The following is a 14,193-nucleotide window of genomic DNA, read 5'->3' as shown; positions in this document are numbered from 1 at the left end:
GATTTCCGTAATCACTTGAAACGGCTTATCAAGGACGTAAAGAGAAATATTGTATTCTACTTGTATTACACTCGAAATCGCACTCAAAGAGCAGACTCCTATTTTCATACCGTATGTCCGCTCACGATTGCAGTGATCGAGCGTAAATTCTTTAGGAGGAATTTGTATGAAAAAAAAATTGTCATTATTGCTGGCAATCGTCCTTATTATTGGAAGTTCTCTTGCAGGCTGTGGTGAAAAATCTTCCACCCAAGCCGCCGCTGAAGGTACCAGTGCTGCCGCCGGCAACTCCACGGCGGCGTCCGGCAAGCCCATTTTAATTGGCTTGTCCATGGGCTTAACAGGAAGCGACGCATCCGGTGGATTGCGTATGCAGCAAGCGGTTACCATGCTGGTAGAAGAAACAAATGCGGCAGGCGGCATTAACGGCCGTCCCCTCCAACTAGAACTCTGTGACAATCAGAGTACGCCGACCGGGGCAGTCAATTCCGTCAACAAACTGATTGGACAGGGCGTTGTTGCAGTCATCGGCCCTCACCTCAGTTCCGCAGCTGCAGCCGTAAATCAGATCTTTATGCAGGCAAAGATTCCCTTCATCCCAGGCGGAACCAGCGCTATGCTGCTGAAACTGAAGAATCCATTTTTCTTCCGCTCCGCCTGTCCGGACAATGAGACTTTCCTAATCGGCACCCAGTATATGCAGGAAAAATTCGGAAAAAACAACCGCGTCGCAATCCTGTACGATACGGATGAAGCAGGCCGCGGCACGCAGGACGTAATTCAGGAATACTGCAAAGCGAACGGGATTACCTGCTACGCCGAAGGCTTTAACACCGGAGACAAGGATTTAACAGGTCAGCTTACTAAAATTAAAGCATTCAACCCGGACTATATTATGTTCTACGGACATGACGCCGAAACCGCAATCGCGGTCCGTCAGATTAAAGAATTAAATATTGAAACCCCGGTCGCCGCATCTTCCGCATTGGGAATGGATACCGTGCTGAAGCTTGTTGACGGGAAAGATGTTGACGGAATCTATTGCATTACCGACTATATCCCTACAACAGAGGATTCCGTTACCGCGGATTTTGTGAAACGTTTTGAAAAACGATGGGGAGTAACTCCCGAAAGATATGCGGCTTTACATTACAGTGGTGGGCAGTGTCTTGTTAACGCACTGAAAAACGCGAAAAATGTCGACGATCCTGTTTCCATTCGAGATGCTCTGAAGGAAACAAAAAACTTGCAGACAGTGATGGGTGTTTATAATTGTGATGAAAACGGCGAACTGCTTCACACTGCTGTCATGACTCAGCTTGATTCTTCAAAAAACGTTAAGCTGATTGCCCGGAAAACACTCGGTTAAGTAAAACATATGGAGGCCAATTGAACAGCTGACTTTTTATAAAATCAAACACCCGGAGCCGGGGTTATGGGAGGTTATGAAAATTTGCGGTTCAATTGGCTTTATGATTGTTTTTTGCCTGCAAAAACTCAACTAAAACACAGCCAATCACAAAAGGGGAGGCGACTTGATGTTACAACTGTTAATCAATGGTCTGGCTATGGGATTTATCTACGCTCTTGTAGGTGTGGAATTTACTCTAATTGTAAACTCAACAGGATTAACAAATTTCAGTCACGATAAATTTATTGCATTAGGCGCTTACTGCTTTGCGGGTCTCTATGTACAGCAGCTGGGACTTTCACCCGCACTTGCAGTAATAGCAACACTGGCTACCATGTTCTTTTTCGGCGTGATTGTCGCCCTGGGTATTTTTATTCCTCTTTCAAAAATGTCTTCAGACATCTTCGCCCTGATAGGGACAGTGGTGTTAGGACGGATTATCAGTGAAATCATCCGTCTGATCTGGGGTCCGTTACCGTTTACAGTAAACAATTTTCTTACCGGAACGCTTAAGATCGGAAATATTGTAATCGGATGGGCCTATGTTTATATCATCATTATATCAATTATCATTGTTGCCGGCCTGCAAATCTTATTCAAATTTACAAAGGTTGGTAAAGCAATCCGGTGCGTTTCTCAAAATAAAGCCGCCGCGTCCCTCATGGGAGTTAACGTCGCGCAAAACATTGCTTTTACAACAGCTTTAAGCACGGTTATCTGTATGGTTATCGGTATTTTAGTCATTCCGCTTTTCACTGTTGAAATGAACATGGCCGGCATGGTGGGGCTGAAAGGGTTCGCGGCCGGTGTAATCGGCGGCTTCGGGTATCTGCCCGGCGCTATTTTAGGCGGCCTTACTTTAGGGCTTGTAGAGAGCATTAGTGTTACCGTGCTGCCGGCAGTATATAAAGACTGCGTGGCTTTCATCATCCTCATCGTATTTCTGCTGTTCAAACCAACAGGAATGCTGGGACATAAAAAGTAGGAGGAAAAAATGAAAAGCAAAATAGTTACTCCTAGCAGAATGTTCGTTCTGCTTATGGTTTTTGTCGCTGCCCTTCTCCCCTTGCTTGTTTCAAATAGTTACACTCAATCGCTGTTTGTACAGGTTGTAATTAATATCGTTGTTGTCATGGGATTAAACTTTATCACTGGCCTTACAGGGCAAATGAATCTGGGAACCGCCGGTATTTTTGCTCTCGGAGCCTATACTTCAGCGATCTTGAATACCCGGCTGGGCTGGAATCCCTGGATGTGTCTGTTAGCGTCCATTGTAATGGGTGCTGTAATCGGAATAGGACTGGGATACCCTAGTCTTCGGGTAAAGGGAGTCTACTTGTCACTGACTACCATTGGGTTTGCGGAAGTTGTGCGTTTGATGATCACTAACCAGCCTGATTTGACAGGCGGCGTTCAGGGCGTACTGAATATTGAAAAATTCTCGATATTCGGTTTTCAGTTCAACAGCAACCAAAGCATTTACTATCTTTATTTATCCATTGCTATCCTGCTGGTGTGGGTTGCACACCGCATTGTGAATTCAAAATGGGGCAGATCCTTTAAATCTATCCGGGACAATTCAGAAGCTTCGGAAGCTTTGGGAATCAATATTTCATCCCTGAAAATTCAGGCGTTTGTACTGACGTCTATTTATACCTGCATTGCCGGTTCCTTTTATTCCCATTTTATGGGATACCTCAGCCCGACTCCTTTTACTATGGATTTTTCCATCAATTATGTTCTGATGCTGATTATCGGCGGAATCGAATCTGTTCCGGGCTGTATCTTAGGAGCGATCCTTGTTACACTTGTGCCGGAAATCCTGCGTTTTCTGCAAAACTATTACTGGCTGGTTTTCAGTATTATCACCCTGCTGTTCATTGTGTTCCTTCCGTATGGAATTGTTTCTCTGTTTAAACGTAAAAGGAAGGGAGGGGAGCAGCATGTCGACAGTTCTAAAGCTTGAAAATGTTACAAAGCGGTTCGAGGGCTTGGTCGCAGTCAATAATTTAAGCCTTGACATGAAGGAAAGAACGATCCATGCCCTCATCGGCCCCAACGGTTCAGGCAAAAGTACTACGGTAAACATGATTACCGGAGCACTGTCCCCCACAGAAGGAAAAATTTGGCACAAAGACCAGCAAATTAGCGGGCTTCCCGCTTTTAAAGTAGCCCGAACCGGCATGTGCCGGACATTTCAGAATCTAAAATTATTTCATTCCATGACTGTGATGGAAAACCTGATGACCGGCATGCGGATGGAACAGGCGTTGGTTCCGTTCCTCTTCAATCTTCACAAAGCCCATCAGGAAGAAAAAGTGATGACAGAAAAAGCAAAAGAGGTTCTGGATTTTATCGGGATGTATTCCCTCCGGAACGAATATGTTGATAACCTGCCTTATGGCAGACAAAAAATGACAGAATTAGGCCGCGCGCTGATGAACGAGCCTGAACTGTTGCTGCTGGACGAGCCTGCAGCGGGTTTGAATCCATCCGAGCGGGCGGATTTCGTAAATATCCTGCTCAAAATTTTTGAAAACGGCGTGGATCTGTTCCTCATTGAACACAACATGGATGTCGTCATGAACATTAGCAATATGATTACCGTCATAAACTTCGGGACGAAAATTGCTGAAGGGACTCCTAAAGAAATTCAGGAGGATCCTGCCGTTATTAAGGCTTATTTAGGAGAGCGCTACAAACAAAACATGGCAAAGGAGGCTGCAAACATTGCTAAAAATTGATAATATCAATGTGTTTTATGGTAAGGTACAGGCGCTGTTTAATGTTTCCTTTGAAATCGGCGGCAATGAAATCGTGTCAGTTATCGGTGCCAACGGAGCCGGAAAGTCCACTCTGATGAAAACAATTATGGGTCTGAATAAAACCCCTTCCGGAATGATTACCATGGACGGCACTGCCATCAGCAATCTCCCTACCCATGAAATTGTAAAAAAAGGGATTGTTTATGTCCCGGAAGGGCGAGAAATCTTTCCGGATCTGAACGTATATGAAAATCTGGTCATGGGAGCTTACAGCAAACCGTTCAGCAAACGTGAACTGAACGAACATATTGAAAAAATGTATGATATGTTCCCGCGTCTAAAAGAGCGGAAAAAGCAGGCCGCCGGCTGCCTCTCAGGCGGCGAACAGCAGATGGTGGCTATCGCCCGCGGCCTGATCAGCGACCCGAAGCTAATTATGTTTGACGAACCCTCTCTGGGACTGGCACCCATTATCGTGGATGAAGTATTTGATATCATTCTTCGTATCAATAAGGAAATGAACATTCCCATCGTCATCGTAGAACAAAACGCTTTTATGGCAATGTCCATATCCAGCCGTACCTATGTGCTGGAGGTAGGAAAGATAACCACAACCGGAAATAGCGCAGAGCTTATGAACAGCCCTGTAATCAAGCAGGCATACCTCGGAGGATGACGAAAATGAAAATCACGGCAATACGGACATATTTGGTGAGGCCCCGCTGGTGCTTTGTAGAAATTGAAACCGACGAAGGTCTTACCGGCTGGGGGGAACCGGTGCTGGAGGGAAAGGCTTCCACCGTCAAGGCGTGTGTGGACGAAATGTCTTCTCAGCTGATTGGTGAATCCCCGGAACAGATTGAAGATATATGGAACAAGCTCTATCGAGCCGGTTTTTATCGGGGCGGTCCTGTTCTGATGAGCGCCATCTCGGGCATCGATCAGGCTTTATGGGATATTAAAGGAAAATATTTCAACACACCGGTCTATAACCTGATGGGCGGTTCCTGCAGAAAAAAAATGAAAGTGTATTCCTGGATCGGCGGAGACCGGCCCAGCGATGTTGCCAAGGCAGCCAAAGAAAGGCAGGAACAGGGCTTTTCCGCTGTTAAAATGAACGCTACCGAGGAGCTTCAATATATTGATTGCTATGAAAAAGTAGATAAAGTATTGGAAAGAGTGGCCGAAATCCGCAGGGTAACCGGAAAATATTTCGGCATAGCTCTTGATTTTCACGGCCGCGTACATAAGCCTATGGCAAAGATTCTGGCTAAAAAGCTGGAAGAATTTGATTTGATGTTTATTGAGGAGCCTGTACTGTGCGACAATATGGAAAGTTTTGCGGATATAGCTAGATGCTGTAATATTCCTATTGCCACAGGGGAAAGGCTTTTCTCCAGATGGGATTTCAAAAGGCTTTTGCAGCAGGGATATGTCGATATTATACAGCCTGATCTTTCCCACGCCGGGGGTATTACAGAAGTCAAAAAAATAGCGGCTATGGCGGAAGCCTACGATGTGGCGCTGGCCCCTCATTGCCCTCTTGGCCCCGTTGCTCTGGCCTCCTGCCTGCAGATAGACGCGACCTGTTACAATGCGGTCATTCAGGAACAAAGTATGGGTATCCATTATAATGTGGGCAGCAGTGTCTTAGAATATGTCCGGAACAAAGAAGACTTCCGGTTTATCGACGGATGTATTCCGCTCCTTTCTGCCCCCGGACTCGGTGTCGAAGTCAACAAAGACCTTGTCATCCAGGAAAATCAAACACCCCATTCCTGGAAAAACCCGGTTTGGCGGCATGAAGACGGTTCTATTGCGGAATGGTAACAATATCCATCTTCCGGTATCAAACTGAATAACCCGTTTCCAACACCCCTAATTTTAGTCCAGCCCCAGAAGGGCATAATACCGGCTGGCATCTCACGAGGCGCTTGAAAAGCCCGACATAAAGACTGCCGTCCAACCCTGATTGTAACTATTCGATTAGGCAGGTTGAAACCTTCATGGGCTTTCTCGTAACAAGCAAAAAGAAAAGCCAGGGATTCATGCTCTCTCTGATAAAGAGAGACGGAATCCCTGGCTTTTCTTTTGATATTATTTTACAGTTTGCCACCCGTCAAAGCTAAAAAGTTGTTTCCATAGGGAATATTCTTTAGGAACAAAGGTCAATGATTGCCTGTGTGAAAATTTTCGCTCCCATGATCAGTTCCTCAATGACTGCATATTCGTCTGCGCCATGCATACGGTTATCCGTTTCCGGCATGGAGCATCCAAAGCCGACGCCGTTTTTCAGGCGGTGTGCGTAAGTTCCCCCGCCAATTGCCAAGCATTCTCCCCTTCTGCCCGAATACTGCTCGTAGCACTTCAGCAGCGTCTGAATAAAAGGCGTATCCTTTGGAACATGGTGAGCCGGCGAAACACCCTTATCGTCCGGAGTCAAGCCGTGAGCCCTTGCTTTCTCACAAAAGACATCTTTCAAATTTTCATTGGTGGCGCAGACCGGAGTTCGGCCGTCGAAATAGCCTTTCAGTCCTGTAAGTTCATATTCAAACAAGTTCAGACTCATCGTCAGAGGGCCGGAGATCTCATCTTCCATGGCTACTCCGGGAGCTTTTCCAAGCCAGTCACCATGCGGGAAAAGCTGATTTACGGCGCAAAGCTTTTCAAATCCTTCCGATTTTGCAAATGGAATTCCGACTAATAAATCGATGAGCCCGGTAATGGCGTTATTTCCGTCTCCCGGCGAAGAAGCATGCGCACAGGCTCCATGTGCTTCCACGACAATCTTTCCGTTATTCTCCTTCGATTCAAACGAAACGCCGGTTCTGGCAGCAGCCGCGGCGGTGTAGGCGGAAAACTCCTGCGCAGGAAGCCCTTCCACCACAGCCTCGGCAGTGTCAGGAACCACATTGCTCTTCACGCCGCCGTGAACGGAAAGGATGCGCGGCAACGCAAGGTCTTCTTTCCAACCGGCCTTCACCCAGATGCTGTAACGTCCTTTTTCAATATTAACCACAGGGAACGCGGCATCCGGCGAAAAAGTCATGGGTGCTTCCGGTTCCTGTTCATAATAATGGGTAATGTCCGCGCTGCCGCATTCCTCATCGGTGCCGAGAACCAGGCGGGCGTTCTTCTTCAGCGGAACATTCAGGTCACGAACCGCTTTTAATGCGTACAGCGCAGCGATCGCCGGGCCTTTGTCATCCGCGGAACCTCTGCCGTATAATCTGCCGTCTTTTACAAGCGGCTCAAACGGCTGCGTCACCGTCCAGCCGTTTCCTGCGGGAACAACATCCAGGTGGGCCAGAATATCAAGCTGCCTTGGAAGGTCATTCAAATCGACAGCCGCCACATAGTTATCAACATTTTTTACTGAAAATCCCATGTCTTTCGCAATTTGCACGGCTGCGGCAAGCGCCTTTGCCGGATACTCCCCAAAAGGCATTCCTTCTTTGGGCTCCCCTTTTTCGCTCGGGATTCGAATCAGCGTACTCATATCGCGAAGCATCTCTTCCCGATGCGCCTCAAAATACTGTTCTATTGTTTTCTGATCCGTCATGATATGGCCTCCTATGTAATTTCAGCTCTGTGCTACAAATTTTTAAAAGAAACAGTGTCAGAAGGATTTTATAATATTTTCCTCCAGCGATTCGATCACCGCGCTTGCCAGCTTTACGGCGTTCTGTAAATCGGACAAAGCCGCAATGCCGTAATGCGTATGGATATAACGTACCGGAATCCCCATCACGATTACCGGAACTCCTGCGTTGGACAAATGAATCGGTGCTCCGTTGGTGGAGCCGCCTGTGCGGACCGATTCCTGCACCGGAATCCCAAGTTTTCTGCCCAAATCCAGAACATAACGCTGATAGCGGGGGTTAGTGATCATACGGGCATCAATATGACGAAGCATAGGCCCTTTTTTGATCGCCGTCTGAGTCATGTACTCCTCGGTAAACGTATCGTCCGCCGGGCATCCCTCAAAAACGATGGCAATGTCGGGATGGATGGTGTTGCTGGTTACATAAGCACCGCGCGTACCGACTTCTTCCTGAACGGCGAAGCCCGCGGTTACGTCCACATTCAGGTTTTTCCCCTGCAGCGTACGCATGGTCTCCAAAATGGCCGCACAGCCCAGACGGCAGTCAAAGGCTTTCCCAATCAGCAGGTCTTTCTGTTTCCTATATTCAAAATCAACATCCGGAACTACCGGTTCCCCAATGCGGATCTTAAAGTCGTTGACAGCTTCTTCCCGGGAAGTCGCACCAATGTCAATCACCATATTGGACACGTTAGCCGGTGCATTGCGCTCCGCTTCACTCATAAAATGCGGGGGCTTACTGGCAATAATACCGGGAATATAGTTCCCCTCCGCGTTGCGCACACGCACCTTATGCGCCGGAATGTTATTCGCGACCCAACCGCCGAGAGTAATAAACACCAGCGTTCCGTTCGGCTTAACCGCCTGCACCATAAACGATACTTCATCCGTATGGGCATCCAGTTGAACGACCGGACGACCGCCCCGGTTGCCTGCGCGTTTCAGATACAGGTTCCGCAGGGAATCTTCTGAAAAATCCCCCAGGCCTTCCCCTTGTTTACGCAGAACCTTTAATACATCGTCTTCAAATCCGGAAGCACCGTTCGCATTGGAAACCTCCCGGATCAATTGGAGTAATCTTTCCTCATTCAAAATAAATCCTCTTTTCTTCCTATAAAAATGATAATACAGCATTTCCATTTGATTCTGCAACACTGAAATGGAATTGCTACAGTGTTTCTATTTTTCAAAAATTCCTTTTTTAATAAGACTGCCGCTTTTCATCATGATAGCACCGCCGGCCATAACGGTATCAATATTCAGCCGGTCGTCGAGCAAAATCAGGTCGGCATCGTACCCTTCCGCAAGGAGGCCCTTTCGATCGGCAAGCCCAAGCGCCTTCGCAACGGTAGCCGTGCCGGTCAGTATCGCCTGAGAAAGCGGAACCCCGCAATCCTGTACAAGCGACTTCACGGTACGGTGGAGAGTTGTAATCTGCCCCACACCCATCCCGACGATTTCTTTATTCTCATTCCACTTCGGCATACTGCCGTTGGAATCCGTACTGAGCGTAATGCGTTCGGCAGGGGCCTGCTCAAAAGCTTTTACGATCATTTGAGCCGATTTCCTGCTTTCTTCCTCGGCGGTAAAATCGATATATCCGCCTAAATTGGCAAACCGCACCGCGTCGTCAAATACTCTTCCTACGTGAGTCGGGCGGAATATTTGAATCGGGATGTCTTCGGTTTCCAAAATATCAAATAATAAACCCAGTTTACGCTTCCCGGTGCCCACATGAATGTGAACCAGACCCGGTTTTCTGGAAAGAAGCCCGCCAAGCCTTGCTTCTGACGCAAGCCGAATCAAATCCTGCTTACACAGATTTGACGAACGGTGATCAGAAATCGCAATTTTAACGCCGATTACTTCCTCAATATACGCAATATCCTTTTTCACGGAACCGGTCAAAGTCGGGGAAGGATATTCATATGCTCCGGTCAGACAGTAGGCGGTTAACCCCTCGCTGCGCAGTGCCTTTGTTTTCGCCACCACATTTTCGACGCTGCGGGTGATCGAATCGGTTCCCAGCAAGCCGACCAGCGTGGTAACGCCGCCGCGAATACAGTCAGAAAGCTGAATTTCCGGTACGCGGCTGGAAAAACCGTCTTCTCCCCCGCCCCCCGTGATATGGACATGCTGATCAATATACCCCGGTATCGCTGTCTTGCCGTCCCCGTCAAGGACTTCAAGGTTCGCAAGCGCAGGTTCCAGTTTGCGGCCTATCGCCTGTATTTTGCCGCCCGCGATGAACACGTCTGCAACTTCGTTCGGATGATTCAAATTAACTCTTACATTTTTTATAAGCAGCATTGATACTCCAGTCTTCCACGCCGGATGGGGTGTGGCTGCCACATTTTACGTGTGTGGCCCACAATGATTATGAGAATGCCGGTTTTCGGCAGCTTATTCCAGATTATTCTTTTCATTAAAACAAGTTTAAGGTATAATCATTCATATGAACAAGTATGAAATGGGGGGCAGACAATGCCGGACGATTCTTTTCAGAAAATTAATAAAAATTATCATAACCTGACCAGAAAACAAAGGGAAATTCTGGACATACTTCTGTCCAATCCGGAGGATGTCTGCTATATCTCCCTGAAAGACCTCAGCCAACGCAGCAGCGTTTCCGAAGTGACCATCCTCCGCATGTGTAAGCGGCTCGGATTTGAAAACTTTATTGAACTGAAAAAAGCGTTTCGTTCGCATACGGAACGTCTGGTGAAAAATTTTATGGAAACCAGTTATTTTTCATTGGATCTTCCCGTGGTGGAACGCGGAAATCAAGAAATGGTCATACAGCAGATTATCAATAACGCACGCACGCAAAGCGCCGAATTTTATGATACAGTGCCGACAGAGCATATTTTAAAAACCGCACGGCTGATTCTTCAGGCCAAAACGGTACTGATTTGCGGGCAGGGCGTTTCGAGCGTCGTCTCCGAGTATTTTTACCGCCGAATTTCTCCTCTGATTCCCAACGCGATTCTGGTTCATCCGGAGGACCTGGACAATGTTCAGGCAAACCTGGTCAAGCTTCACCCCGGCGACCATGTGATTGCCATCTCGTTTCCCCGCTATTACGACGCGATGCGGAACATTGTGCAGTATGCAGAATATCGGGGTGCGGGCGTTACTTCGATTACAGACAATCTGGAGTCCCCCGTGGTAACCCAGAACAGCATTAATTATTTGTGCGATACCGCTACCAGAGTTTTTTATAACTCCTATTCACTGCCGATTGAACTGGTCAATTTAATTGCTTCCGGAATTGTGCTGGAAATGGGCGAAGCTTACGACAAGCTGGTTTCCGACGCGCATGAAGTCATTCACTTTATCAACGAATCCAGTTCTGAGAAAAATTCTTAAGGGCACACAAGGCCTGGGTATCTGACCAAAAAGCTCGTAAAACTGCGGGTGGTCCTTCGCTTCGGAATTTCCGAAGCCCAAGGAACCTACCCGCTTTTTGTTTGATATGAATCCGAATTATTCGGTCTCACCATCATATCTATAACATGCAACCCAATGGTCTTTTTCCACTTCCCGGAACACAGGACTCGACTGTTTGCAAATATCCATCGCGTATTTGCAGCGCGAACAAAATTTGCATCCATTCGGAATATTGACCGGGTTCGGTACAGTCCCTTCCAGTACAACACCGCTGCGATTTCTTTCTGCCCTTGGGTCAGGCAGGGGAATTGCTGAAAGAAGCGCCTGCGTATAGGGATGCATCGGTTTATCAAACATCGTTTCGCTTGCGGTCAATTCCACCAGACTGCCAAGGTACATGACACCGATTCGGTTGCTGATATATTTTACCATTGAAATATCATGCGCTATAAACAGGTAGGTCAGACCCAGTTCATTCTGCAATTTCTTCAGCAGGTTGACAACCTGTGCCTGAATGGAAACATCCAGCGCGGAAATCGGTTCGTCGGCCACAACGAATTCAGGATGGATGGCGAGAGCCCTGGCAATGCCGATACGCTGCCGCTGGCCGCCTGAAAACTCGTGCGGAAAACGGCCGATATGTTCTTTCTGAAGTCCTACCATCTCCATCAGCTGTATGACCGTTTTTTCACGCTCTTCCCTGCTCAGCGGGGTTTCCTGTGAATCCAGTCCTTCCGCAACAATGTCAACAACTTTCATGCGCTGGTCCAGAGAAGCATACGGATCCTGAAAAATCATCTGCATTTTACCGCAGCATTCTTTCGATTCCTCATTGGAAAGCGGTCCGCTGATTTTCTTTCCGTCATACAATATTTCACCGTCCGTTGGGTGATATAACCGCATAATGGTTCTGCCCAGCGTGGATTTCCCGCAGCCGGATTCCCCAACCAGGCCGAGTGTTTCTCCTTTATAAATCTGAAAGGAAACATTATCCACCGCTTTTAAAGTCTGTTTATTTCCAACCTGAAAGTATTTTTTAAGATTCTTCACTTCCAGCAATACTTCACTCATCACGGCTCTCCTTTCCGTTCGTATTCTCTGCCTGTTTTTTCACAAGGGGATGCTGCAGCCAGCAGGCAGAGCGGTGCGTAGAGGAAATCTGCGTGTATTCCGGCTGATACTGCTGACAGACCTTCCGCGCTTTTTCACAGCGCGGCGCAAACGGGCAGCCTTTCGGAGGGTCAATCAAGTCCGGTGGGGTACCGGGGATTGTTTTCAGTTCACTGGCGGTTTCATGAATTTTGGGAATGGAAGCAATCAAGCCGAGCGTATAAGGATGCTGCGCATGGTAGAATATTTCATCCACCAAGCCGCTCTCCACAATTTTGCCGCCGTACATAACCGCGACTTTATTCGCAATACTGGCAACCACGCCAAGATTGTGCGTAATCAGGATAATCGAGGTGTTTACCCTGCTTTGCAGCGACTTCATCAGATCAAGAATCTGAGCCTGAATCGTAACATCCAGCGCAGTTGTGGGTTCGTCTGCGACCAAAACTTTCGGGTTGCAGGCAAGTGCGATCGCAATCACCACACGCTGACGCATTCCGCCGGAAAGCTGATGCGGATACTGGCTGAATCGCTTTTCCGGGAAGGAAATTCCGACCAATCCCAGAAGCTCCAGCGCTCTTTCCTTCATTTGCTGGGAACTCATTTTCTTATGTTCACTTAATATTTCAATAATTTGTTTTCCGATTGTCATGGTTGGGTTCAGGGAAGTCATCGGATCCTGAAAAATCATCGAAATTTCCGAACCGTTCAGCTTTCTCATCTGGCGATCGTTTAAATTGGTAATATCTTTCCCGTCAAATGTTACCTGGCCGGCAACTCTGCCGGTTTTCGGCAACAGCTTCATGATCCCCTTCACCATCATGCTTTTTCCGGAGCCGGATTCCCCAACGATAGCCAACGTATCCTTTGGCTCCAGAGAAAGACTGACACCGCGAACAGCTTTCACGGTTCCGTTTTGCGTTAATAAGTTTATTTCTAAATTCTCAACTTCTAATAAACTACTCATTTTTCAGCCTCTTTTCTGCACTAAACACGCATTCTCGGATCGAATGCGTCACGGAGACCATCCCCCAGGATGCTGAAACACACCATAATCAAAACAATGATGACGGCGGGAATCAGCAGCAGGTATAACTGGCTGTTGATGACCTGAAAACCGCTGTTAATCAAAACACCCAGAGACGCTTTCGGTTCCTGAAGACCAATTCCGATAAAGCTGAGGAAAGCTTCCGTAAAAATAGCGGAGGGAATCGTAAACATCGTATTGATTACGATAACCCCAATCGTGTTGGGGATCAGATGCTTCAGAATAATCCGTTTATTGGAGGTACCGAGGATTCGGGCGGCAAGAATAAATTCCTGATCTTTCAGTTTCAGAATTTCCGCACGGACTAACCGGGCCATGTTCACCCAGCCGGAAATAGACATGGCAATAATCAGAGTTCCGATACCCGCGGGCATGACCATCATCAATAAGATAACAATGATTAAATTCGGAATTCCGATCAGCACTTCAATGATACGCTGCATAACGGAGTCCACTTTTCCGCCGAGCAAAGCGGAAATCGAACCGTAAGTTACGCCAACCACCAAATCGAGCGTTGCGGCAACAAACGCAATCAAAAGGGAAACGCGGGTACCGTACCACACGCGCGCCCATTGATCGCGGCCGAATTTATCCGTACCAAACCAGTGCTCTGCATTCGGCGCCTGAAGGATTGCATTATAATTCGTATCGTAGTAATTATTTTTCGTAAGTACCTGCCCTAAAAAGGCAAGAGCGACCAAAACAAGAAGAATCACCAGGGCGATCACCGACCCCCTGTTCTGCTTCAGACGAATCCAGCCGTCCTGAAAGGCCGACCTCGTTGGCCGTGATATTTTTTCCCGGTCACCCTCGTCCATTTCAGCAGGAGCCATCAAGTCTTCCGTAAGTTCTATGTTCTGCAATT

13 protein-coding genes are annotated in these 14,193 nt (G+C 47.5%); 7 read left to right on the top strand and 6 right to left on the bottom strand.

Going from position 1 to position 14,193, the window contains the following annotated elements; translation table 11 throughout:
• Positions 1-166 precede the first annotated feature (166 nt).
• The 6 genes from LY85_RS14990 (at position 167) to dgoD (ending at position 6,006) form a co-directional block, all read left to right on the top strand.
• On the top strand, positions 167-1,369 hold the full coding sequence (locus LY85_RS14990; RefSeq protein WP_141827286.1) for an ABC transporter substrate-binding protein: 1,203 nt from the start codon (positions 167-169) through the stop codon (positions 1,367-1,369).
• 169 nt (positions 1,370-1,538) lie between these two features.
• Complete coding sequence (locus LY85_RS14985; RefSeq protein WP_141827285.1) at positions 1,539-2,396, top strand: branched-chain amino acid ABC transporter permease; 858 nt, start codon at positions 1,539-1,541, stop codon at positions 2,394-2,396.
• A gap of 9 nt (positions 2,397-2,405) precedes the next feature.
• On the top strand, positions 2,406-3,377 hold the full coding sequence (locus LY85_RS14980; RefSeq protein ID WP_243122580.1) for a branched-chain amino acid ABC transporter permease: 972 nt from the start codon (positions 2,406-2,408) through the stop codon (positions 3,375-3,377).
• Between the two features lie 25 nt (positions 3,378-3,402).
• Entirely contained in the window at positions 3,403-4,155 is a 753-nt protein-coding gene (locus tag LY85_RS14975) for an ABC transporter ATP-binding protein (RefSeq protein WP_347562442.1), read from the top strand.
• On the top strand, positions 4,142-4,852 hold the full coding sequence (locus LY85_RS14970; protein ID WP_141827284.1) for an ABC transporter ATP-binding protein: 711 nt from the start codon (positions 4,142-4,144) through the stop codon (positions 4,850-4,852). The genes LY85_RS14975 and LY85_RS14970 overlap by 14 nt, the downstream gene beginning before the upstream one ends.
• Positions 4,853-4,857: 5 nt before the next feature.
• Positions 4,858-6,006 (top strand): galactonate dehydratase, encoded by a 1,149-nt coding sequence (dgoD, locus tag LY85_RS14965; protein WP_141827283.1) that lies wholly within the window; start codon positions 4,858-4,860, stop codon positions 6,004-6,006.
• Between the two features lie 325 nt (positions 6,007-6,331).
• Here the strand turns inward: dgoD and LY85_RS14960 are convergent, their stop codons facing one another.
• From LY85_RS14960 to iadA, 3 genes are all read right to left on the bottom strand, one after another.
• Positions 6,332-7,738, bottom strand: coding sequence for a Sapep family Mn(2+)-dependent dipeptidase (locus tag LY85_RS14960; protein WP_141827282.1), 1,407 nt, complete (start codon positions 7,736-7,738; stop codon positions 6,332-6,334).
• Between the two features lie 57 nt (positions 7,739-7,795).
• Entirely contained in the window at positions 7,796-8,872 is a 1,077-nt protein-coding gene (locus LY85_RS14955; protein ID WP_141827281.1) for a M42 family metallopeptidase, read from the bottom strand.
• Positions 8,873-8,959: 87 nt separating this feature from the next.
• Complete coding sequence (gene iadA, locus LY85_RS14950) at positions 8,960-10,090, bottom strand: beta-aspartyl-peptidase (protein WP_141827280.1); 1,131 nt, start codon at positions 10,088-10,090, stop codon at positions 8,960-8,962.
• A 174-nt stretch (positions 10,091-10,264) separates the two neighbouring features.
• Here iadA and LY85_RS14945 point away from each other — a divergent pair, with 174 nt between their 5' ends.
• A complete protein-coding gene (locus tag LY85_RS14945) occupies positions 10,265-11,149 on the top strand; it encodes a MurR/RpiR family transcriptional regulator (RefSeq protein ID WP_141827279.1) in 885 nt (294 codons plus the stop codon).
• Between the two features lie 117 nt (positions 11,150-11,266).
• On the opposite strand, the gene LY85_RS14940 is transcribed toward LY85_RS14945, so the two are convergent.
• From LY85_RS14940 to LY85_RS14930, 3 genes are read right to left on the bottom strand one after another with little or no spacing between them, the layout of a single operon-like run.
• Positions 11,267-12,244, bottom strand: coding sequence for an ABC transporter ATP-binding protein (locus LY85_RS14940; protein ID WP_279231002.1), 978 nt, complete (start codon positions 12,242-12,244; stop codon positions 11,267-11,269).
• Positions 12,234-13,247 carry an ABC transporter ATP-binding protein gene (locus LY85_RS14935; protein WP_141827277.1) on the bottom strand — a complete coding sequence of 338 codons (1,014 nt, stop codon included), beginning with the start codon at positions 13,245-13,247 and terminating at the stop codon, positions 12,234-12,236. The genes LY85_RS14940 and LY85_RS14935 overlap by 11 nt, the downstream gene beginning before the upstream one ends.
• Positions 13,248-13,267: 20 nt before the next feature.
• Positions 13,268-14,191, bottom strand: coding sequence for an ABC transporter permease (locus LY85_RS14930; protein ID WP_243122579.1), 924 nt, complete (start codon positions 14,189-14,191; stop codon positions 13,268-13,270).
• Positions 14,192-14,193: the final 2 nt, after the last annotated feature.

It is taken from the genome of Clostridium sp. KNHs216 (genome assembly GCF_006714885.1).
Lineage (GTDB): Bacteria > Bacillota > Clostridia > Oscillospirales > Acutalibacteraceae > Caproiciproducens.
This window is presented reverse-complemented; position numbering and strand designations above follow the sequence as displayed.

Bases quoted from the DNA above. Each gene is read 5' to 3' on its own strand.
- dgoD (WP_141827283.1), top strand. From the start codon at position 4,858: ATGAAAATCACGGCAATACGGACATATTTGGTGAGGCCCCGCTGGTGC.
- LY85_RS14985 (WP_141827285.1), top strand. From the start codon at position 1,539: ATGTTACAACTGTTAATCAATGGTCTGGCTATGGGATTTATCTACGCT.
- LY85_RS14960 (WP_141827282.1), bottom strand. From the start codon at position 7,738: ATGACGGATCAGAAAACAATAGAACAGTATTTTGAGGCGCATCGGGAA.
- LY85_RS14990 (WP_141827286.1), top strand. From the start codon at position 167: ATGAAAAAAAAATTGTCATTATTGCTGGCAATCGTCCTTATTATTGGA.
- LY85_RS14935 (WP_141827277.1), bottom strand. From the start codon at position 13,247: ATGAGTAGTTTATTAGAAGTTGAGAATTTAGAAATAAACTTATTAACG.
- LY85_RS14980 (WP_243122580.1), top strand. From the start codon at position 2,406: ATGAAAAGCAAAATAGTTACTCCTAGCAGAATGTTCGTTCTGCTTATG.
- iadA (WP_141827280.1), bottom strand. From the start codon at position 10,090: ATGCTGCTTATAAAAAATGTAAGAGTTAATTTGAATCATCCGAACGAA.
- LY85_RS14945 (WP_141827279.1), top strand. From the start codon at position 10,265: ATGCCGGACGATTCTTTTCAGAAAATTAATAAAAATTATCATAACCTG.